Origin of the sequence: Micromonospora sp. HM5-17 (assembly GCF_003762835.1) — a bacterium.
Lineage (GTDB): Bacteria > Actinomycetota > Actinomycetes > Mycobacteriales > Micromonosporaceae > Plantactinospora.
Map to the genome: position 1 here is coordinate 374920 of NZ_RJWA01000004.1, position 22785 is coordinate 397704.

The window sequence follows — 22785 nt, forward strand, 5'->3', positions numbered from 1 at the left end:
GACGACAGTAGGGTCACATATGTGACCACCGTTCAAGATGATGAACAGATGAGGGGTGTGCTGGAGACCATCGCCGCCACCCGGATCCTCCCGGTCGTGGTGCTCGAGGACGCCGGCGCCGCACCGGATCTCGCCGCCGCGCTCACCGCGGGCGGGCTCCGGGCCGCCGAGGTGACGTTCCGGACCGCCGCCGCCGCCGACACCATCGCGGCGATGGCCGAGCGCCCGGACTTCCTCGTCGGTGCCGGTACGGTGTTGACCCCCGCCCAGGTCGACCAGGCTGCCGACGCCGGGGCGCGGTTCGTGGTCAGCCCCGGTTTCTCCCCGGCCGTCGTCCGGCGCTGCCAGGAGCGGGGACTGCCGGTCTTCCCCGGCGCCGCCACGGCCACCGAGATCCAGATGGCGGTGGACGCGGGCCTGGAGACGGTGAAGTTCTTCCCCGCCGAGCAGCTCGGCGGGGTCGGGATGATCAAGGCTCTCGCCGCGCCGTTCCGGTCGGTCCGGTTCATTCCCACCGGCGGGGTCAACACCGACAACCTCGCCGACTACCTCGCCCTCCCCGCCGTCCTCGCGGTCGGCGGCACCTGGATGGTCGCCCCCGCCCTGCTCGCCGCCGGGCGGTGGGACGAGGTCACCCGGCTCACCGCCGCCACCGTCGCGGCCGCCCGCTCCGACACCCGCTCCACCGTGTGAAAGGGATGCGCATGCTGACCATCCGTCCCGCCGAGGACTGCCGTTTCGACCTGGTCTCGCTCGGTGAGGTCATGCTCCGCCTGGATCCCGGCGAGGGCCGGGTCCGGACCGCCCGGACGTTCCGGGTCTGGGAAGGGGGTGGCGAGTACAACGTCGCCCGCGGCCTGCGGCGCTGCTTCGGCATGCGTACCGCGCTGGTCACCGCCTTCGCCGACAACGAGGTGGGGCGGCTGCTGGAGGACCTGATCCTCACGGGCGGCGTGGACACCAGCTTCGTGAGGTGGGTGCCCTACGACGGGATCGGCCGCCGCGTCCGCAACGGACTCAACTTCACCGAGCGTGGGTTCGGGGTCCGCGGTGCCGTCGGCACCTCCGACCGCGGCCACACCGCGGCCAGCCAGCTCCGCCCGGACGACGTGGACTGGGACCACCTCTTCGGCACCCTCGGCGTCCGGTGGCTGCACACCGGCGGGATCTACGCCGCCCTCTCCGAGACCACACCGGAGACGATCGAAGCGGCCATGTCCGCGGCGCGCCGGCACGGCACGGTCATCTCGTACGACCTGAACTACCGGCCCAGCCTCTGGAAGGCGGTCGGCGGACAGGCCCGGGCACAGGAGGTCAACCGGCGTCTCGCCCGGTACGTCGACGTCATGATCGGCAACGAGGAGGACTTCACCGCCGCGCTCGGCTTCGAGGTGCCCGACACCGACGAGTCCCTCACCGAGCTGGAGGTCGCCAACTTCCAGCGGATGATCGAGGCGGTCACCAAGGAGTACGACAACTTCCGCGTCGTGGCCACGACGCTACGGACGGTCCGGACCGCGACCATCAACGACTGGGGGGCGATCGCCTGGTCCGCGTCGAGCGGCTTCGTCCAGGCGACGCACCGGCCCAACCTGGAGATCCTGGACCGGGTCGGCGGCGGCGACAGCTTCGCCTCCGGGCTGATCTACCAGTTGCTGATCGGCGGTGACCTGGCGACCGCGGTGGAGTACGGCGCGGCACACGGCGCGCTGGCCATGACGACCCCCGGCGACACCTCGATGGTCAGTCTGAAGGAGGTCGAGGCGCTCGTCCGCGGCGCCGGCGCCCGCGTACAGCGGTGAGCGTGGGCCGGGCGGCCGGGGCCGGGTCCGCCGCGCCGGCTGCCGGTTGCCCGGTCGCTTCGGCTGCCGGCCGCGCGACCGGTTCGGCACCGGCCCGCCCGGCCGCTCCGATGTCACCGTCCGCCTCCTGGCGTATGTCTCCTGGCGTATGTCACTTCCCGCCTCCTGGCGAATGCCCCGGAACCGGCCGTGAGCTGGGCGGACACCTTCTGGTACCGGTGGGCGGATCGTTCGGCGGCACGACCGGCGGCCGGTCGGCCCGGCCTCAGTGTGCCCGGCGGCCGGCTCGGAGAGCCAGCCGTGCCGGCCGCCCGGCTCGGAGAGCCAGCCGTGCCGGCCGCCCCCAATGGCCGCGCCGGGCGCCCGACGGGGGCGTGCCAACCGCCGGGAGTGGGCGTGCCGCCCGCCCGACGGGGGCGTGCCGGCAGACCCGTCTGCCGGACGTCACGTACGCCGTCGTCGCCGGCAACGGCCGACACGAGCGGGTCAGGCCATACCCGACGCGGGACCCACTGCTGGCGGGGACTATTCTGCCTCCGAGGTACGGCCCGCAGATCAACAGCGCGTGCCGAGTGGGACTAACGAGAACCGGAGGCCACTCGTGACCACCGTCGCACCCAAGCCGATCGTGACTCGGCCCTGGCCGGTCCACAAGCCGGTCAAGGGCTCGGCACTCGCGCGGCTGCTGCGTACGACGGACGCGAAGCAGATCGGGATCATGTACATGGTCACGGCGTTCGCGTTCTTCCTGATCGGTGGCCTGATGGCCGTGCTGATGCGCATAGAGCTGGCCCGGCCGGGACAGCAGTTCCTGTCACCGGAGCAGTTCAACCAGCTCTTCACCATGCACGGCACGATCATGCTGCTGTTCTTCGCGACGCCGATCGTCTTCGCGTTCGCGAACTACGTCGTGCCGCTCCAGATCGGCGCGCCGGACGTGTCGTTCCCCCGGCTGAACAGCTTCGCCTACTGGCTCTACGTGTTCGGCGGGACGATGACGCTGGGCGGCTTCCTCACGCCGGGTGGCGCGGCCGACTTCGGCTGGTTCGCGTACACCCCGCTGAGCGACATCGAACACTCGCCGGGCGTCGGTGCGAACCTGTGGATCATGGGCCTGACCATCTCGGGTCTGGGCACGATCCTCGGTGCCGTCAACATGATCACCACGATCCTGACCCTGCGGGCCCCCGGCATGACGATGTTCCGGATGCCGATCTTCACCTGGAACATCCTGGTCACCAGCCTTCTGGTGATCATGGTCTTCCCGCTGCTCGCGGCGGCGCTCTTCGCCCTGGCCGCGGACCGGCTCCTCGGCGCGCACGTCTTCGCCCCGGAGACCGGCGGTCCGCTGCTGTGGCAGCACCTCTTCTGGTTCTTCGGCCACCCCGAGGTCTACATCATCGCCCTGCCGTTCTTCGGCATCATCAGCGAGGTCATCCCGGTCTTCTCCCGGAAGCCGATCTTCGGTTACAAGGGCCTCGTCGGCGCGACCATCACCATCGCCGCGCTGTCGATGAGCGTCTGGGCGCACCACATGTTCGCCACCGGCCAGGTGCTGCTGCCGTTCTTCTCCTTCTTGAGCTTCCTGATCGCCGTGCCGACCGGCATGAAGTTCTTCAACTGGATCGGCACCATGTGGCGGGGCCAGATCAGCTTCGAGTCCCCGATGCTCTGGTCGATCGGCTTCCTGGTCACCTTCCTCCTCGGCGGCCTGACCGGTGTGCTGCTCGCCAGCCCGCCGCTCGACTTCCACGTCTCCGACTCGTACTTCGTGGTGGCGCACTTCCACTACGTGCTCTTCGGCACCATCGTCTTCGCGGTCTACGCCGGGATCTACTTCTGGTTCCCGAAGATGTTCGGTCGGATGCTCGACGAGCGGCTGAGCCGGGTGCACTTCTGGCTGACCTTCATCGGCTTCCACACCACGTTCCTGGTGCAGCACTGGCTGGGCACCGAGGGCATGCCCCGGCGGTACGCGGACTACCTGCCGACCGACGGCTTCACCACGCTGAACTCGATCTCCACCATCGGTTCGATCATCACCGGTCTCTCGACCCTGCCGTTCCTCTACAACGTCTGGAAGTCGTACAAGACCGGCCCGGTGGTCGAGGTCGACGACCCGTGGGGCCACGGCAACTCGCTGGAGTGGGCCACCAGCTGTCCGCCGCCGCTGCGGAACTTCGACCGGATGCCGCGAATCCGCTCCGAGCGGCCCGCCTTCGACGCCAAGTTCCCCGAGCTGGCCGCCGGTGGGCAGTCGCTGGCCGGTCCGCCCGAGGGCGGCGCCAAGCCGCTGACCAGCGAGTCCGACCACGGCGCCAGCTACACCGAAGACACCGCCAGCAACATCGACCAGCGGTAACCCTGGTCACCCGCGTGGCCGGTCCCGATCCGGGACCGGCCACGCGTCGGTTTCCGCCTCGTCCGCCGCACCGGACCCCGCAGGGACCGTCGACCCGGCGGGCCACCGACCGGCTCCAACCCCTGCCGCTGGCGGCCTGCGGGCCGACCATCCCGGTTACGCGAGCGACAGGTCGTCGCCCCACGACGCCCGGACCAGGGCCCGCTCGGTCGCCGCCAGGTGGGTCGCGGTCGCCACCCAGGCCCAGGCGTACCGGTCGGGCGCCGGATCGGTGAGCCGGCCGAAGGCGTCCCGACCCCGCCGCCCCGACTCGGCGACGAGCGCGGCACCGAGGTCGGCGGCCGTCCGGAAACCGGCCTGGCGGAGCGGGACGCCCAACCCGGAGTCGCCGCCCTGGACCGAGTCGGCGATGGCGCGCCGCCCGCCGGCGACGGCCAGCTCGACGAGCCGGCGGACGCGCCAGAGCGGCGCGGTGGCGACCGGGTCGGGTCCGGGCTCGCCGGCCGGCGGCTCGGCCCCGTCGGGCGGCGGGAGATGAGCGCCCTGGAGCAGGTCGTACCCGAGGTCCGCGTGCCCCTGCCAGTCGTCCGGGAGGCGCAGCGTCCGCTCGGCTCCTGGAACCGGACCGACCGCGAGCGGGTACAGGGTGGTCGCCCGCTCGGGATCGAGCCGGGCCACCACCCGGATCCGCAGCCCCGGCCGGGTCGCCAGGCGGCGCAGGTTGGTCAGGTGCGCCAGGCTGGGGTGGACGTTGGCCGGCGCCAGCCGGATCAGCGGCCCCGTGGTCGTCGCCAGCTCGCGGGCGAGCAGGTGGGTGCCGGCGGCGCCGACGACCACGAGATCGGCGCCGACGAGCGCAGCCGGGGCGGTGCTCGGGTCCGCCTGCCCGGGGTCGTCCGCCGCCAGCTGGGCGCGCACCGCCTCGGCGAGAGGCCGGGCGAAGAGCCGGGCCAGGGGTTCTGCCGACCAGTCGGGGCTGCTGAACGGGTTGGCCCGGACGCCTCGACCGGAGCCGAGCCGGCCGTCGGGCGAGACGGTCGTACCGGTGATGACCAGGCCGGCACGGGCCAGCCGGGCATGGGTGAGCCCGGCGGCACCCAGGTCGACGAGCTCCGCGGCGACCGCGGTCGCCCGCGCCGGCGCGCCCGGCTGGACGTCGGCGACAGAGAACCAGCTGTCCTCGTCGCCCAGGAGGTGGGTCACCACGCCGGCATAGCCGGTGGCGCTGATCACCGGCTCGCGGCAGACCCCGTACACCCGCAGGTTGCCGCCAGCCCGGTAGCTGCGTCGGGCGACCCCGACCAGCGCCGGGTCGGCGTCCCCGGCGGCGATCCGGCCAGCGGTGAGCAGCAGTTCGCGCAGCGCGTGGACCAGGTCGGCCAGCCGGTGGTTGTCGTCCCGGGCCCGGGCGGCCCTCAGGCCGCGGACCACCCGCAGGGCGGCGTTCTCCGCGCGGGGCAGCCCGGCGAGTCGGGCGCTGTGCGTGGCCCGGAGCAGCTCCGCCTGGAGTACGGCGCCGGCGCCCGGCACCCCGGCGGCCAGCACCGCCGCCGCGGCGTTCCACAGTCCCTCGGCGGCGGCGCGCTGGGCGGCGGAGGGCCCGCGGCTCCGGTGGGCCCGGCCCGGCTGCCCGCCCCGGGGGGCGGCGCCGGTGGAGTCCGGGACGGCGGAAGCAGCCGATGGTGGCCCGTCACCGGCGTCGCCGGGATCGGTCGCGGCGTCGTCGGAGGTGGGCGGCGCCGGGAGCAGGTCCGGGTCCGCCACCGGGCAACTGCTCAGGACGGCGACCCGGTGCAGGCAGCGGGGGGCCAGCAGACATCCACACCGCACCTGGTCAGCGTCGGTGAGGACACCGGAGGGTCCGGTGACCAGGGTGACCGGCGCCTCGGGGCCACAGTCGACCCGGACCCCGCCGGCGATCGCGGCTCGCGGCGCGGTGCGGAGCCGCTCGATCGCCGCGTCGAGCCGCTGGCGCAGCCGGGGAGCCAGCTCCGCCGTGGCGACGGCGAGCAGCCTCGGCGCCACCGGCGGCAGCGCGACCGGCCGCGTGGTCACTGGCTGTGTGGTCACCGGCCGTGGCGTGGCTCCGGCGCTCTCCGGCCGGGCGTCGTCCCCGTGCTGAGCAGGGCGGGCCTCGGCCGACACCGATTGCCTCGTCATCGTGATCCTCCGCGGAGCCGGTCGCCCACCCAGCGGGCGAGTTCGAGCGGACTGAGTGCGGCGACCGGCATGCCGGCCGCGACGAGCTGTTGGGCGATCGGTACCGAGTAGCGCGGCACGCCCTTGTCGTCCAGGGCGGCACAGCCGAGCAGGTGTACGCCGGAGGTGGCCAACGCCCGGACCTCGCCGAGCAGTCCGGCCAGCGGGTACCCTTCCTCGAAGTCGCTGACGACCACGACGAGCGTCCGACTCGGCACCGTCACCAGCGAGCGGGCGTGGGCCAACCCGGCGGCGATGTGTGTCCCGCCTCCGACCCGTACCTCGAGCAGCAGGGAGAGCGGATCGCTGACCCGCTCGGTCAGGTCGATCACCTCGGTCGAGAAGGCGAGGAAGTGGGTCGACAGCGTCGGGACCCCGCCGAGTACGGCGGCGGTCAGCGCCGACCAGACCACCGACGCCTCCATCGACCCGGAGACGTCGACCACGAGCACCAGGCGCCAGTCCGCCTCGCGTCGGACGAGGGTGTGGAAGACCGGTCGTTCCGGGATCACCACCAACCGGCCGTCGTCGAGCCGTCGGGTGTGCGCCAGGTTGGCCCGCAGGGTGCGGTCGAGGTTGAGCCGACCGCCGGGGCGGCGGGTCGGCCGGGGCGTGCTCAACCCGGTCAGGGCGGGCTGGAGCCGGGTGGCGAGCTGCCGGGTGAGTTCGTCGACGAGGCGCCGGACGAGGGGCCGCAACCGGGCGAGCTGCGCTTCGGGCAGGCCGCCGGCAAGCGAGAGCACCGAGGCCAGCAGCGCCACCGAGGGGCGTACGGCGGCGGGGTCGAGCTTGGCGAGCACATCGGCGCGTCCGGTCTCGGCAGCCTGGGCCAGGACCTCCTCCCGGACACCCGGACCGAAGAGTGCCGTCAGCTCGTCCGCCCACTCCCGGGCGGTCGGGAAGGAGGACTCCTGGCCACCGCCGGAGCCGCCCCGCCCGATCTCGGCGGCACCCTCGCCGCGTCCCGTGCCGTACAGCTCGTCCAGTGCGTGCGCGTGCCGCCGCGCCTCGGCGGGAAGTCGCTCGGGCTGTCGGCCGAGCAGCAGCCGCCACCGGTCGGCCGGGCTGAACCGTCGTCCGGCGGATGCGGAGACGGCGTGGCGGAGGCCGACGGCGGCGGTGGGGGCGGGGAGCGCCGCCACGGCGGTACGCGCTTCCGGGGTGACGCCGCCCGTCCCGGATCGGAGGTCGGGCGTGTCGGCCGTCCCGGAACGGAGGGCCGCCGCGCCGCCCGGCCCGGATTGGAGGGTGGCCGCGTCGGCTGTACCGGAACGGCGGTCGGGCGCGGTGGATCCGGGCTGACCGGCCGGGATCCCCGGCAGCGGCATCGGAAGGCGCAGCGCGGAGAGCGCCGCCCCGCCCGCCGCGTCGGCCGCCGCCCAGCGGGCCAGCAGATCCGGTGGCGCCGAGAGAGCCAGGTCGAGCCGGTCCCCCAGCCGATCGGTGACCGTCTGCAGCAGTCGGTCCCGGGCGGCGGGGGAGAGGATGTCGAAACCGCCCCGCAACGCCGGCAGCCGGTCGAGGAAGTCCTGGTCGGTCAGGTGTTCGATCCGGTCCAGCAGGGGGCCGAGCGCGGCCGGGGTCGACTGCAGCAACGGGCCGGCGGCGCTGAGCAGCCCGCGTAGCAGGCGGTGCAGCCGGCGCCGCCCGTCCGCGTGGGTGCCGGCGTCGACCCAGCCCGCGGCGCGGGCACCGAGAACGTCGGGGGGGTCCAGGTCGAGCAGGACCCGGGCGGCGAGCGCGGCGCCCTGGATGAGCGGGGAGCCGGTACGGCAGAGTCGATCGAGGGCCTCGTCGAGCAGCAGGCCGGTGCGGTGCTCGCCGGCGCGGACGGCGAGCGCGACCAGTGCGGCGGCATCCGCCACGTCGTCGCTGCCGGCGAGCCCGGGCAGCCCGCGGAGCGCGGCGTCCAGCAGGACGACGGCGAGACTGCCTGCCCGCTCCCGGCTGGCGGCCGTGGTGCCGGGCAGATGCTGTCGGCGCATCGTCTCCAGCAGGTCGAGGGCGGCGACCAACTCGGCGAGGGTGCCGGCCGCCGGCAGGACCGTGGCGGCCAGGTCGAGCCGCTCGGCCACCAGATCGGGCAGGTCGCACCGGGCCGCGTCGGTCAGGCCGGCGAGGAGCTGGGCACAGGTCGGTCCCCCGTCGGCGGCCTCCCGCCGGAACCGGTCCCGCAGGGTGCCGGCGGCGGCGAGGGCGGCCGTCACCCCGCGTACGCCGGCCAGGTCCAGCATGGCCGCGACGGCCGGCTTCCAGGAAACCTGCCACCGGGTGCTGAGCGCCGTGCCGTCACCGACGCCGGAGACCTCGATCGGCTGGCCGTAGTCGATGCCGCAGATCAGGAGCCGGCGCAGCAGGATCTCCCGGCGTCCGTCGAGTTCCGAGCGGAGCGGATCGAGGCGGAGTTCCCGGGGAGCGGGATCGTCCGGGTTGGGCAGCCGCAGCGCGGCGAGTTCGGCCTCCACCGCTGGCCCCAGCCCGGAGCGGGGCGTTCCCGGGGCGACCCGGCCCCGGTCGGCGCCGACCATGACACTCTCCAGGGCCCGGGCCAGCGCGCGACCGCGACCGAGCGGCTCCCCCTGGCCGAGCACCGTGGTCACCGCCTCCAGCAGCTCACCCCGGCCCGGCGCGGGCAGCGCGCGGAGCCGGGCCAGGTCCTCGGCCACCCGCAGGGTCTCGCCGGCCTCGCCCGTCCCGGCGGTGTGTCCGGCCGCCCGCAGCGCCCGGCACAGCTCGGTGATGGTCCGGGCGGCGGCCTCGTGGATCCGCTCCGGGTCGCCACCGGCAAGGAAGACGGCCTGCTGCCAGCGGGGGTCGCGGATGCCCGCCGCGTAGCCGGAGCGGGAGTCGAGCAGGTCGAACGTGTATGGCACCAGCGAGGTCGCGACCCCTCCGCTCGCCGCGACGACGTGCCGGGCGTCCGCGGTGTCGACGGCGCGCTCCACGACACCGGACGGGTCGCCCGGAGCGTCGACCGGCTCCGGGGCGGCGGCGTCGGCGGGCTCGGTGAGGGCATCGGAGAGGTCGGTGAGGGCGGCGGCGTGGAAGGCGCCCACCACGGCGGCGACCCGCCGACCCGCCGCGACTCCCCGCGCGACGATCCGCCGCATGTGCGCCTCGCGGGCCAGATCCCGGGCCGGTACGCCGGCCCCGGCCACGGCATCCTGGCGCATCGCCCAGCCGACCGCGAGGGCCGCGCGGCGTACCGCCTCGGGCGGACAACCCGGAGCGCGTACCTCCACCGCCCGGTCCCACAGGTCGTCGCCGTCCCGGCCGGTTCCGCCAGCGGCGAGGACGGCGGCGAAGCCCGGACGGGGCACCGGCGTGTCCGGGGTGCCGTCGGTCCCGCCCCGGGCGGTCGCCGGCTCGCCGGGCGGAGTGGAGTCGTCGGCCGGCCCCGGCGCGGCCGGGACCGGGTCGGCCCCGGACCAGCCCGGGTCGGCCAGCGGCAGGTCGCAGCAGACCACCTCGACCCCGTGGTCCCGGGCCCACCGGATCGCGGCCAGTTCCGGGGAGAAGTCGGCGAACGGGTAGAAGCCCAGCCGCCCGTCGTCGTGCGTCCCGGCCAGCGCCACCGGCGCGCGGGTGGCCGGATCGGCCAGGTACGGCAGCCACCGCTGGAAGTCGGTCGGCAGCTCGACGCAGACCAGGTTGGGCGCGGCGGCGTCCAGCAGCGCCGGAACGACAGCGGCCACCGCCGGACTGTGGTGGCGTACCCCGATCAGGTATGGCTCGACCGAATCGGCGAGGCGGTCGAGCACCGCCCGCGGATCGGTCGACACGGCGGTCATCACCGGAGCGTCTCCCGCAGGTCCCAGAGCCGCCGCCACAGCGGTGACCCGTCCTCGGCGCGGCGCCGTACCGGCCCGTCCCAGTAGCCGATCAGCCGGCCGTGGTCGGCCTCGTCGTCCTTGCGGACCACGCCGAGCAGGTGCCCGGGGAGCAGGTCGAGCGCGTCCGCCGGGGACAGGTACGCCGTGGCCAGCCCGAGCGACGTCGCGACCTGCACCGCCTCGGCGGTGGACATCACCGTCCCCGGCCGTTCCACGTCCCAGCCCTCGGCACAGCGGCCGCTCCGCAGGTCCCGGAAGACCGTGACCAGGGCATCCAGCACGGCGTCGTCCACCGTGTACGCCGCGCCGGCCCGCTCGACCGCGGCGGTAGCCTGTCGGCGGACCAGCGCCATCTCGGTCGCGGCGTCGGCGATCGGGTGGATCGTCTCGAAGTTGAACCGGCGCTTGAGCGCGGCCGACATCTCCGACACGCCCCGGTCGCGCAGGTTGGCGGTGGCGATCACGGTGAAGCCGGGCGCCGCCGGGATCACCCCACCGGGGGTGTCGGCGAGCTCGGGCACGGTGATCCGCCGGTCGGAGAGGATCGACACCAGCGCGTCCTGCACCTCCGGTAGGCAGCGGGTGATCTCCTCGACCCGGGCCACCCGGCCGGTACGCATCGCGGTCAGCACCGGGGACTCGACCAGCGCCTGCCGGGTCGGCCCCTGAGCGAGCAGCATGGCGTAGTTCCAGCCGTACCGGAAGGCGTCCTCGGTGGTGCCGGCGGTGCCCTGCACGGTCAGCGCGCTGGTGCCGCAGACCGCGGCGGCCAGCAGCTCCGAGAGCATCGACTTCGCCGTGCCGGGCTCGCCGACCAGCAGCAGGCCCCGCTCGCCGGCCAGGGTGACCACACAGCGCTCGACGAGGGCGCGTTCGCCGACGAACTTTGCGGAGATGACCAGGCTGGCCGGCAGTTTGGTGCCGTCGGGGGCGGTACGCCGCCCCGCCGGCAGGCGGAGCTCCTCCCCGTCGCTGCCCCGGACGAAGGTGACCACGGCCCGCGGGGTCAGCGCCCAACCCGGCGGCCGGGGTCCGTCGTCGTACGCCGCAAGGAAGGCCAGCTCGGTGGCGTACCGCCGTTCGGCGGGAAGGATCTGCCAGGCGGAGTCGCCCGTCGCCGGGTTGGCGGGGGTCAAATCGGTGCTGGTCTCGTGTGTCGTGCTCACCGGAGGTCCCTGATCTCTTCTCTGTCGTGGCTCTGCCGAGCCGGTACGGGTGTGGGGTGTCTGTCGAACCCCGGTCTGCGGGAGGCGGACCCGGCGGTGTCGGTCGCGGACCCGGCGGTGTCGGTCGGGTCTGCGTCAGGCCTGCGTCGGGCCTGCGTCGGGTCTGCCTGCCCGCCGCGCCGCTGTGGCGCCGCGACGTCGGGTCGCCGACCGGGGGGCGGCGCGGCCCGGAGGTCGGGCCGCCCACCAGGAGCGGGTGCGGCTGATACCGGTTCCGGCGGCGGTCCGGGACCGGCGCGGTGGGCGCGGACGGGTCAGCGGCGGCCCCGGGTCGGCGTCCGGAGTTCCTCGAGCCGAGGAACGTCGCCGTCGCGGATCCGTTGCCAGGCCCGCCGGTAGAGGTCCGGCACCGGCTCCAGCGGAAGGTCCGTGCTGAACGGCGGCACCGGCTGCCCCGGGATGGTGAACAGCGGGGTCTTCCACTGCTCCGAGGGGAGCCGCGGCGCCGGGTGCTCCTGCCAGGCACCGGGCAGGAAGAGCGAGCGTCCGGCCCGGCTCCGGGTGGCCGACACGACCAGCTCCGTGCTGGCGAGTTCGGCGCGGGCGGCCTTGAGCCGGGCCGGCTTCCACCCGGTCCAGCGGGCCACGTTGCGGTCCGTCGGGTCGGGCATGGCCAGCAGCATCAGGTACAGCGCGGCGGCGTCCGCGCCGAGCCCGTGCACGGCGGCGACCTCGGCGACCAGCTCCGGCACCGAGCGGCCCGGATCCTGCGGCCACCAGGTGCCGTCGCGGTCCCGCTCGCCGGCGACGGGGTCACCCGGATCGGCCAGCAGTGCGGCGAAGCCCGGATCGCGGGCCAGCCGCAGCGCCACCTCGACCGGGTACATCTGCTGGGACTCGTCGCGTAGCGCCGGCAGGAACGGGTCGCTGCCGGTCTCGTCGAGCAGCGCCACCCGGATGCCCGGATCCGGCTGGTGGTCATGGGTGGCCAGCACGACGGCGCCGTACCGTTCCCAGCCGTCCCCAATCTCGGTCGGGGCGCCGGCGATCCGGCGGAAGGCGCTGAGCGAGACGTACCGGCCCAGGCCGAGCAGCAGCTCGGGGTTGGCGAGCCGGTCCCGCAGGGCGGCGAGGCCGGCGGGCAGCGCGGCCCGGACCGGGTCGCCCGCCGGGGTGTGGTGGGCCACCCAGGCGGCGGTGGCGATCACGCCGACCAGGGTCTCGGCGTCGAAGCCGCGGCCGCTGCCGTCCACCGGGGCGACCCGGTCGCCCCGCACGGTCCAGACGAGGTCGGTGCTCAGCTCCGGCGTGCCGTCCGGGTCGAGCAGTGCCGGCAGCGCCATGTCGGGTCCCCAGCCGACCCGCACCTCCTTGACCGCGTCCGCGAGGAGCTGTTCGGGGACGGCCGGACGCCGGCCCACCGCCGCGTTCCACACCTTCGCTGCGGCGGCCACGTCCGGCCCATCGGTCCAGAGCCGGGCCGGTTCGGCGGGGAGCAGCGCCGCGAGGATGGCCCGGCGGACCTCGTCCTTGACCCGACCGAGCTGCCGGTGGGCGTACGCGACCTCAATCGACTTCACCCCGAGCAGCGTGCGGGTGTCGGCGGGGAGTGCGGTCCCGGTGTCGACGTGGGGCATGCCGGCCAGCACCAGCTTGGCCGTCGTCGGGGTGACCCCGGTGAGGTCCGAGAAGCGCTCGGCGGCCTCGGCACGCCACGGCAGCGGGCCGCGGGCGTCCCACTCGGCGAGGAAGGACGCGAGCCAGCCGGCGGGCCGCTCGGCGCCGAGCGGCTCCGAGGAGCGCGCGACGTACGGGGCTGGTATGGCGAAGGTGCCCGTGGGGTCGTGGTAGAGCGCGAAGAAGGTGGAGCCGGACGGCGTCGCCGGCTGGCAGTCGTAGACGGCGATGAAGGCGCCCCCGCCCAGCAGCAGGATGCCCCGCCGGTGGCCGAACCGGCGGGTGCCGTCCGGCAGCGTCAGGTGGCTGTCGTCGAGGTGCAGGGTGAACCACCGCCAGCGGGGCGGCTCACCCGCCGTGGCCAGGCCCAGCCCGTCCAGTCGCGCGAGCAGGACGCGGAGCGCCGCGCGGGCCGGCTCCGGTGTGGGCGCGGCAACCGCCCGGTAGGCGATCGCCGCGGGCTGGGCGAGCCGCTCCGGCGTGATCATCTCGGACCACGGCAGCTCCGGGCCGTCGAGGTGCAGGCGCGGACGCGGGTCCGGTGCCGGCGCGGCGACGGCCCGGCTGAGCAGCCGTAGCTGACGGAGCGTCGCCTGAGGATCGGATGCCGAGAGGCGCCGCATGCCCCCGAGCCCGTCCAGCGCGCTGAGCAAACCCGCGTCGGTCGGCCCGCTGATCGGCTCCTCCGGCGGCGTCGCGGCCGGCTCCCGACGGAGCCGTTCCGCCAGCCGGTCCAGCACGGCCTGCCGGTCCACGGCGAAGCGCAGCACGCCGACCACCCCGGCCACCAGCGCGTCGTGACCGAGCTGCGGGATCGCGGCGCGGACCAGGGCGGCCAGCTCCGCCGTCCGGTCGGCGTCGGTCTGGACCCCGTTGGCCGCCCTGGCCCGGTGCGTGGCCTGCTGCGCCAACGCGGCCTTGAGCAGGGCGGCGACGGTCTCCCGGTCGATTCGGCGGAGCGCGGCGGAACCCTCCGGGTCGCGGGCCCGTAGCTGGGTCCAGTACGGCCGGGGTGGCAGCGGCACCGCCACGGGGTCGTACTCCCGGCCGTCCGGCCCGAGCACCGCCGTGACGAGACCGTCCGGGCCGACCAGGCTGCCGTCGTCGAGCACCGCCCGGGGGCGGTCGTCGCCGGGCAGGGTCAGCGCGCCGACCGGGGTCCGGCCGTCGGCCACGGTGACGGTACGACCGGCCAGGTCCTCGCCACGCGCCGACCCGTCCGGCAGCCGTACCACCCGCCAGCCGAGCAGCCCGCCGACCGGTACGCCGAGCGGGGTGACCCGGTCCGTCGGGGCGGGCAACACCCAACTGGCGGGCTCGTCGAGGGTGCTGCCGGCCGGAGCGCCGGCCAGCGCCTTGGCGAGGAAGGCGGGCAGCCCCCGCCGGCCGTAATCCCCGCCGGTCGGGTCGTACTCGTACCACCCGAGGCCCTGGTCGCCCTGGCGGTACACCCAGTACGACCTCCCGTCGCTGATGATCCGCCGCTCCTTGGGCACCACCGTGTCCCCGACGTGCAGCACGCCGGCCCCCGTGGTACGGCCGCCACCGGCCAGTGGCAGCGTCGGGGTGCCGCCGTCCCGGGAGGTGCGGCCCGCGATCGGCTGCGGTTCGCCCGCCGAGGAGTGCCAGTAGCCCACCACGGTGTAGTCGTGGGCGAGTGAGGACCAGCACACCAGCAGCGTCCCGTCGACGTAGTGGAAGCTGGGTGGGCGCCAGGGGGAGTCGCCCGGGGGGATCCGCAGGTCGTGGCGGAGCACGATGCCGTCCGCGTCGATCACCCGCGCCCGGGTCGGCCCGGCGACCACCAGGTACGGCCAGGCGTCCGCGACGATCCGCCGCTTGTACGGGTCGGCGCCGACCACCTCGGCGAGCGCCTCCTCCCAGGCCGGCCAGCCCAGCTCGGCGACGATCCCGCCCCGGAGGGTACGGGCGACCGTCTCGGCCAGATCGGTGCGGCTCGCGGCGGAGACCTCGTCCGGAGCCAGCGCCAGCGCCTCGCGAGGCAGTGCGGCCAGGCGTTCGGTGGCGTCGTACAGCCCCGGCAGCGCCGCCGTGTCGCACTCCCGAGCCCACGCGCGGACCTGCTCGGCGAGCACGGTACGCCCGCCGGCGAGCCGGGCCAGCAGCCGGATCACCGAGTCGCCGGCGTCGCGCGGGTCGGCGATCGTCCGGCGCAGCGCCGCCCGGTACCGGGGGTCGGCGGCGATCCCCGACAGGTCGCGCTGCCCGTCGCCGCTGGCCCAGACGTCCAGGTGGAGCGGCCGGTCACCCGGATCGTCCACGGGCAGGCCCAGCGAGAGCAGCAGGTCGACCAGATCGAGATCGGGGACGAACTCGATCGTGTCGCCCGTCTCGGCGAGTTCCCGCCGGAGTTGGTCGGCCATCCGGCTGACGAGCGCGTACAGCTCGGGCAGCCGGGGCGGTCGCCGGCGGCCCCGGTGCCGGGAGTCGAGAAGGCGCCGCAGCCAGCCCACCGACCCGTCGGCCGGGCGCTCCGCGGCGGGGAGCGTGCCGTCGACCAGCCCCTCGACGGCGCCGGTGCGGGTCAGCACCTCCAGCCACTGTGGCAGCACCGTGCCGTCGTGGTCGTCTCGGGGCATCAGGTCCAGCAGGACGCCCCGGACCGTGCGATCCGCCGCGGCCAACCCGACCAGCTCCGGCAGGTGCGCCCGCCACCAGGCCATGGCGTTGGTCGTCGCCGGCAGGCGGATCAGCTCCGCCAGGTACGCGCGCTCGCGTGCCTCCGCCCCGGCCGGGTCGCCGGCCTTCTTCGCGGCCCGGACCAGCCGGCGTACCGCGGTCGCGGTCTGCGCCGACGGCACCAGCCCGGCCGCGACGCTGCGGACGCCGAGCCGGCAGAACCGGTCCAGCGCCTCGGCGGCGGGGAGCCGGGCGGCCAGGTCCTTGGCGTATCCGGCGAGCGTGGCCGCCGAGAGCGCCCCGGCCAGGGCGAACTCCAGGTAGACCGCGTCGAGGCGGTCCGGATCGACGGGCAGGCCGTGTTCGGCCTCGGCCCGGCGGGCCCGGGTGAACATCTGCCCCGCGTACGCCTGCTCCTCCAGGGCGAGGAAGACCCGGCCGGCCTGCTCGTAGAAGGTCGGCAGGAAGTGCGGCACCGAGCGGGCCAGCCGCCCGGCGAGAGCGTGGTACGCCTCGACGGCGAGCCTGGCCTTGGACCGGGCCTGCTCGGCGATCCGCCGCAGCTCCGGGAGGACCGCCAGGGCGTGTCGGCCGTCCTCGGGGTGGTGCACCAGCACCCACTCGGGGAAGCCCAGCACCTGGCGCTGGCCCAGCCCGACCGGGACCGGTTCGTCGACCCGGGTCAGCCCGAGGAAGCCCGCCGTCGCGTCCTCCGCGGCGCCCAGCTCGGCGGCGACCAGCCGGACCACCGGCCGGTCGTCCAACACCGGGTGCCGATAGGTCCGGGCGGTCAGCGGTACGGCGTGCTCGGCCGCCCCGTCGGTCTCCAGCGGCAGGATCGCGCCGGCCGCCAGCAGCTCCTCGGCCTCGCTCGTCATCGTCCTCACGCGTCCTTCCCTGGCGCGTCGGGCCGGCCACCGGCCAGTGCCGCCGCCATCCGCATCCCTTCCGACCAGGCCACCGGCCCCACCTCCGCCAGCCGTAGGTGCCGGCCGTCCCGCAGCCGCCAGGAGAGAGCGCCCATCGTCCAGCGTGACCAGTAGTCGCCGTTGAGCCACGCAACCGCCTCGACGATCCGGCCAGCCTCGTGCACGCGGCAGGTGACCGTCGACCCGGAGACGCGGCAGCCCAGCGCGGTGGCCCGGGCGACGACGGCGGCGTGGTTGGCGAGCGTCGCCCCGTCGAAGTCGGTGACCTCGGTGGCGTGTTCGCTGAGCCGCGCTGGCTTCGCCCAGGTGGAGCGGTGGAGCTGTTCGACCCGCTGGGTGATGCCCAGCTCGGTGGCGAACTCCCGGAGGTCGTCCCGGGCGGGCAGCAGGACCGGGTGCGGCAGGGTCACCGTCCCGGCGGGGAGCCGGCGGGTCTCCCCGTCGAGGTCGAAGACCCGCAGCTCGCCGGTGTCGGTCACCTCGCCGAGGAACAGTGGCACGGCCGGGTCGTCGCCGACCACGACCAGGTGGCGGAGCAGGTCCCGCCAGGCCGGGTCCGGCCAGACCCGGGCGAGCAGCGTGGTGGACACCGGGAGGGACGAGACCATCCAGGCGGTGACCTGGGCCAGGCAGGCGGCGGCGTGCCGGTCGAGCCACTCGACGAGCTGACGCAGCCGGTCCACCTCGGGATGGTCCCGTACTGTCTTCGGCAGTGTCTTGAGTGGACGGCCAGACCCCCGTCGGCCGACCGACCGGGCGACCACCTTGCCGTCCATCAGAGAGACCTCGTACGCCTCACCGGCCGACAGCCAGCCCACGCCTTCACCCTTCTCCGCTACCGAGGAACGCCCCGCGCCGGCCCGTCCCCGCCTGGCGCCGCGCCGCCGGCCGGGTCCGGCCCCGGGCTCAGGCTGGCGGGGCGAACGCTCCGGCACGGCGGGTCCGCCGTCCCGGATGATTCCGGGCCGTGCGGAATCTGCGGGATCGCGCGGGATCTCCGGCGCGACCGGGAACACGCGGAACGCTAACCGGCGGCACCGACAGGATTTCGCGCCCCCGCCCCGGGCAGGGTACGAGACACCGAGGTAGCCGGTGGCGGCGAGCCCGGACACGACCGACGGTCAGCCGAGGTGCAGCGCCGCGGCCCGGGGTCGGGGCAGGGGAGCCGGCCCGGGGTCGGGCGGAAGGGCCGGGGCAGGGCTGACGGCTATCCCGCCGTCCGGCCGCCGTCCACCCCACCGGCCGGAGCGACCTCGACCGGCTCGGGCGTCGTGGTGTCGCCGACGGCCTCCTGGTGGCCCCGCAGGGCCGGGAGCAGCGCCAGCGCGACCAGGGCGCCGGCCAGTCCGGTCGCGGCGAGACCCCAGCCGGGCCCGGTGGCGTCGATGACCGCGCCGGCCAGCGGGGACCCGAGCGCGAGCCCCGTGGTCAGCGCGGAATTGTGCAGACCCATCGCCTCACCCCGAACCGTGCTGGGGACGAGCCGGCTGACCGCGTCGACGGTGGAGGTGAGGGACGGGGCGCAGAGCAGCCCGGCCGGCACCAGGGCCAGGGCGAGCCACCACCACTGGCCGCCGCCGAGCCCCACCGGGATGGTGCAGAGGCCGAGCAGCAGCACCAGCAGGACCGGCGGCGGTGGCCGCCGCACCGCGCCGTACGCGAACCCGCCGAGCAGGGAGTAGGCGCCCCACAGGGCCACCACCAGGCCGGTCCAGGCGACCTGGTCGGCCGCGCGGAGCACCGCCACCACCGCGACGTCCGTGCCGCCGAGCACCAGCGTGGTGGCGGCGGTGATCGCCAGCAGCCCGAACAGGTGGGGGGTCAGCCACTCCCGGCGCGCCACCGGGCGCTCCGCGGGGGTCGGTTCGTTCTCGGCCCGGACCGGCGGGTTGAGCAGGAAAAGGGCGACCCCGGAGAGAACCAGGCCGGCGCCGACGGCGAGCAGCGCGAGCCGAGGCGATCCGGAGGTGGCGAGCAGCACCGCCAGCGCCGGCCCCGCCATGTACGACAGCTCGACCGCCATCGAGTCGAGCGCGTACGCCGGCCGGCGATGCTGCTCCGGCACGAGCGCCGCCAGCGACTGCCGGACCACCCCGAACACCGGTAGGGAGACCAACCCGCCCAGCAGGGCGGTGCCGAGCAGCACCGGGTACGGCAGCGCCGGCGCGCTCGCCCAGAACAGGCCGGTGCCGACCGTGGCGAGGACGAGCACCGTCCGCAGCCCGCGCCGGTCGACGAGCCGGCCGAGCAGCGGGGCCCCGAGCGCGGACCCGATCGTCATCACGGCGGCGGCCAGCCCGGCCGCGCCGTACCCCCGGTCGAGGCCGAGGACGACGTACAGGGTGAGTGTGATGGTGGTCATCGTGGCCGGGATGCGGGCCACCAGGGCGACCAGCACCAGGGACCGGACTCCCGGGAGCGCCAGGGCCGCTCGGTAAGGGGCTAAGTTCATCAGACTGGCTTACCTCCGGCTGGTCATCCTGCCCCTCGACAAGGGCGGACTCGCAACCGGATTACGCCCCTGGAGCGCCGATGACGGGCGTACCGCGCAGGGTAACCCCGGCCTCGCGCATCGTGTCGAGGGCGACCTGGGTGGTGTCGCGGCTCACCCCGGCGGTCAGGTCGAGCAGCACGGTGGTGGCGAAGCCCTCCCGGGCCGCGTCCAGGGCGGTGGCCCGGACGCAGTGGTCGGTGGCGATGCCGACCAGCTCGACACTCGTCACCCCGTGCCGGCGCAGCCAGTCGGCGAGCTTCTCGCCCCCCTCCGCCGCCCCCTCGAAGCCCGAGTACGCGGCCCGCCACTCGCCCTTGTGAAAGACCGCCTCGATCCGGTCGGTCGGCAGGTTCGGGTGGAACTGCGCGCCTTCGGTGCCGACGACACAGTGCCGGGGCCAGGAGTCGATGAAGTCCGGCTGGTCACTGAAGTGCGTACCGGGGTCGATGTGGTGGTCCTTGGTCGCCACCACGTGGTCCCACCGCTCCGGTTCCGTGGCGAGCAGTCGGGAGATCCCGGCCGCCACCGCGGCGCCTCCGGGGACGGCGAGCGAGCCGCCCTCGCAAAAGTCGTTCTGCACGTCAACGATGATCAGTGCCCGGCTCACGTCTCCTCTTTTCTGTTAGGAAGGGGCCCTTCATCTACCAAAAGCGCTAAGAAGGGGCCCTTCCTTACGCTTGTACGATGACCGGGATGGTGGGGTCGCCGGCGGAGAGTTTGAGCCCCTCCCACGGGATCGAGATCAGGCACTGCCGCAGGTGCTCGCGGGACTCGGCCAAACTCGGGAGGTCGACCGGCTCGCCGTTGCGGACGTACGGGCGCTGGAGCGGGCGGTCGTGCGGCCGGCGCTCGGGGACGCCCTGTGGGACGACGATCTCCTCGGTGGCGGTTCCGCTCGGCCTGTGCCTGCGTACCGCGGTCTTGCGCCCGCCGACCGTGGCCTTGTGCTCGGAACGCTTGACCACCGGGCGCCCCTCCACCTCGACCAGCTTGTAGATGAGCCCGGCGGTCGGGGCGCCGGAGCCGGTCACCACCGCCGTACCGGCGCCGTACATGTCGACCGGCTCGGCGGCGAGCGCGGCGATGGCGTACTCGTCCAGGTCGCCCGAGACGATGATCTTTGTCTCGGTCGCCCCGAGCGAGTCGAGCAGCTCCCGGCAGTGCTGCGCCAGCACCGACAGGTCGCCGGAGTCGATCCGGATCGCCCGCAGCTTGGGGCCGGCGACCGCGATGGCGTTCCGGATTCCCTGCGCGATGTCGTACGTGTCGACCAGCAGGGTGGTGTCCGGGCCGAGTGCGGCGACCTGGGAGGCGAAGGCGGCCGGCTCGTCGTCGTGCAGCAGGGTGAAGGCGTGCGCGGCGGTGCCGGCGGTCGGGATCCCGTACCGCCGGCCGGCGGCGAGGTTGGAGGTGTAGGCGAAGCCGGCCAGGTAGGCGGCGCGGGCCGCGGCCACCGCGGCCGACTCCTGGGCCCGCCGGGAGCCCATCTCGATCAGGGTACGGCCGCGGGCCGCGGTCACCATCCGGGCCGCCGCCGCGGCGACCGCCGAGTCGTGGTTGAGCACCGAGAGGGTCAGGGTCTCCAGGAGTACGCACTCGGCGAAGGTGCCGGAGACGGTCAGGATCGGCGAGTTGGGGAAGAACAGCTCCCCCTCGGCGTACCCGTCGATGTCGCCGGTGAAGCGGTAGTTGCGCAGCCACCGCGCGGTCGGCTCGTCGATCACACCGGTCTCGCGCAGGTACGCCACCTCCGCCTCGTCGAACCGGAAGTCGCGCAGCAGCTCGACCAGGCGGGCGGTGCCGGCGACGACGCCGTACCGCCGGCCGGCCGGCAGCCGGCGGGTGAAGACCTCGAAGACGCACCGCCGGTCGGCGGTGCCGTCCCGGAGGGCGGCGCTGACCATGGTCAGCTCGTAGTGATCGGTCAGCAAGGCGGGGCGGAACTCGTGCACGAGATCAGCCTAAGCCCGTTGGCTCCCGGGCTGGACGGCCCGCACTCCCGGGGCCCGGGTGACGGTTACCCGTCGGCGCGGACCCGCTCGCCCCGGTGGGGCGGGGCGGCGTCCACCGTTCGGCTCGGACCGGGCGCACCCGGGGTGCCCCGGGTGACGGTCACGTCCGGCTTCGCGGAGCCGGGCGACGCGGGGGCGTCGTGCTCACCCCTCGGGCTCGGCCTCCGGGTCGGACATGGCGCGCAGTGCCGGCCACAGCTCGCTGCGGTCGGCGACCCCGAGCTTGTTGTAGACCCGTTGCAGGTGGTTCTCCACGGTCCGGGTCGAGATGTAGAGCTGTTCGGCGATGTTGCGGCTGGCCAGGCCGCGGGCGGCCAGCCGGGCGATCTGCCGTTCCCGGTCGGTCAGCGCCGGCTGCCGGATGGTCAGCGCGGGGGTCCGCAGCACGTCGCAGCGGCGAAGCAGCGCGGCGAGCCGGAGATTCGCCTCGTGTGACCGGGACGACCGGGCCGCGCGCAGCCGGGAGATGGCCCGGCTCGTCGCCTCGGCGGCGAAGACGGTGAGCTCCAGCTCGGCGAAGTCGTTCGCGACGGCGAGCAACTGGTCGCCGGAGTGGGCGTACTCGGCCCGGGCGTGGCGGGCCATCAGCGCCGGCAGTGGACCGTCGACGCTCTCGCCCAGCTCGCTCAGTCGCTGGGCGACGCTCTGCCGCGGGTGCGCCAGGCGGACGTCGGAGCGGCGGTCGTGGGTGACGACCCGGATCAGCCCGCGCTCCTCGGCGACCTCCACCGCGGTGGTGTCGGTGGCCCGGTTGAGCAGGGTCAGCCCGATCGGCTCGCCCATCGCCACCAGCTCGACCACCGCCCGTACCCCCTGGTCGAGCTGGCCGATTCGGGCGTCCACCAGGTCGTCGAGGCTGGGCGGCAGGTGACCGCGCCCGGTCCAGCGCCACACCCCGTACGCCTGGCTCAGCTCGTTGCTGGCATGCGCGGCGATGACCAGCTCCCGCAGCAGCAGCGCGTTGTCGGCCGAGAGCCGGTGCAACCGATCGGCCGACGGCGCGTCGACCGGGCCGCCGAGCATCGCGGTCAGCAGTTCGCCGGTCTCCGCCGGGGTCATCGGGCCGAGTTCGGCGTGGTCGACCAGGTCGTCGGCCCAGAGCGCCCGGATCGGCAGCGGCACCGGCTCGCCGCTGCGCAGTGTGCCGAGCACGGTGGTGTTCTCCGAACGGGCGAGCAGGTAGACCAGTGCGGCCGAGGAGGGGTCGAGCAGGTGGGCGTCGTCGATGCCGATGACGATCCGCCGCCCCGCCGCCTGCTGGTGCAGCGCCTCGACGGCCCAGCGCATGATCCCGGCTGGGGTCAGCCCGGCCGGCTGGTCGGCCGGGAGCACCTGCGCCAGCCCGCCGAAGGGAATGCCGGCAGTGGCGATGTTGGCCGAGGCAGACCAGACCGCGCAGTCCAGCGCGGGGAGCTGCGCCAGACTCTGGGCGAGCAGTCGGCTCTTGCCGACCCCGGCGGTGCCGCTGAGAAAGAGCCCGCGGCCGTCCGGGCTGGTGGCGGCGTTCACCAGCCGGCTGAGCTCATCCGTCCTGCCCACGAACTTCCACCGCCCCATCGGGGCAGCATATAGACCGAATGCCATTCATGCCTGTGTCGTGGCCGAGGGAAGTTGAGTAGTTGCTCGACCGCGCATGAGTAACGCCGCTCCTCGCCACCCGCGGACATCGAC

General features: G+C 74.8%; 12 protein-coding genes. 3 read left to right on the forward strand and 9 right to left on the reverse strand.

Features of this window, described 5'->3' with window-relative positions; translation table 11 throughout:
• Positions 1-48: 48 nt before the first annotated feature.
• The 3 genes from eda (at position 49) to ctaD (ending at position 4164) form a co-directional block, all read left to right on the forward strand.
• Positions 49-693 (forward strand): bifunctional 4-hydroxy-2-oxoglutarate aldolase/2-dehydro-3-deoxy-phosphogluconate aldolase, encoded by a 645-nt coding sequence (gene eda, locus EF879_RS15080; RefSeq protein ID WP_123559010.1) that lies wholly within the window; start codon positions 49-51, stop codon positions 691-693.
• An 11-nt stretch (positions 694-704) separates the two neighbouring features.
• The gene (locus EF879_RS15085) at positions 705-1802 is read left to right on the forward strand and encodes a sugar kinase (protein ID WP_233604474.1); all 1098 of its coding nucleotides are present in this window, start codon (positions 705-707) and stop codon (positions 1800-1802) included.
• A gap of 601 nt (positions 1803-2403) precedes the next feature.
• Complete coding sequence (gene ctaD, locus EF879_RS15090; RefSeq protein ID WP_123559014.1) at positions 2404-4164, forward strand: cytochrome c oxidase subunit I; 1761 nt, start codon at positions 2404-2406, stop codon at positions 4162-4164.
• 156 nt (positions 4165-4320) lie between these two features.
• On the opposite strand, the gene EF879_RS15095 is transcribed toward ctaD, so the two are convergent.
• The 9 genes from EF879_RS15095 to EF879_RS15135 all read right to left on the reverse strand — a co-directional run bounded on the left by EF879_RS15095 (position 4321) and on the right by EF879_RS15135 (position 22671).
• Entirely contained in the window at positions 4321-6234 is a 1914-nt protein-coding gene (locus EF879_RS15095) for a hypothetical protein (protein ID WP_199736433.1), read from the reverse strand.
• Between the two features lie 86 nt (positions 6235-6320).
• Positions 6321-10154, reverse strand: coding sequence for a DUF5682 family protein (locus EF879_RS15100; RefSeq protein ID WP_123559018.1), 3834 nt, complete (start codon positions 10152-10154; stop codon positions 6321-6323).
• A complete protein-coding gene (locus EF879_RS15105) occupies positions 10154-11362 on the reverse strand; it encodes an AAA family ATPase (RefSeq protein WP_233604475.1) in 1209 nt (402 codons plus the stop codon). Before EF879_RS15105 ends, EF879_RS15100 begins: the two co-directional genes overlap by 1 nt.
• A 314-nt stretch (positions 11363-11676) precedes the next feature.
• A complete protein-coding gene (locus EF879_RS15110; protein ID WP_233604476.1) occupies positions 11677-16566 on the reverse strand; it encodes a hypothetical protein in 4890 nt (1629 codons plus the stop codon).
• Positions 16563-17426 (reverse strand): DUF4132 domain-containing protein, encoded by an 864-nt coding sequence (locus EF879_RS15115; RefSeq protein WP_123559022.1) that lies wholly within the window; start codon positions 17424-17426, stop codon positions 16563-16565. The genes EF879_RS15110 and EF879_RS15115 overlap by 4 nt, the downstream gene beginning before the upstream one ends.
• Before the next feature lie 389 nt (positions 17427-17815).
• A complete protein-coding gene (locus tag EF879_RS15120) occupies positions 17816-19060 on the reverse strand; it encodes an MFS transporter (protein ID WP_123559024.1) in 1245 nt (414 codons plus the stop codon).
• Positions 19061-19121: 61 nt separating this feature from the next.
• Positions 19122-19709 (reverse strand): isochorismatase family protein, encoded by a 588-nt coding sequence (locus EF879_RS15125; protein WP_123559026.1) that lies wholly within the window; start codon positions 19707-19709, stop codon positions 19122-19124.
• Between the two features lie 64 nt (positions 19710-19773).
• Positions 19774-21054 (reverse strand): nicotinate phosphoribosyltransferase, encoded by a 1281-nt coding sequence (locus EF879_RS15130; protein WP_123559028.1) that lies wholly within the window; start codon positions 21052-21054, stop codon positions 19774-19776.
• Positions 21055-21258: 204 nt separating this feature from the next.
• A complete protein-coding gene (locus EF879_RS15135; RefSeq protein ID WP_123559030.1) occupies positions 21259-22671 on the reverse strand; it encodes a LuxR C-terminal-related transcriptional regulator in 1413 nt (470 codons plus the stop codon).
• Positions 22672-22785 lie beyond the last annotated feature (114 nt).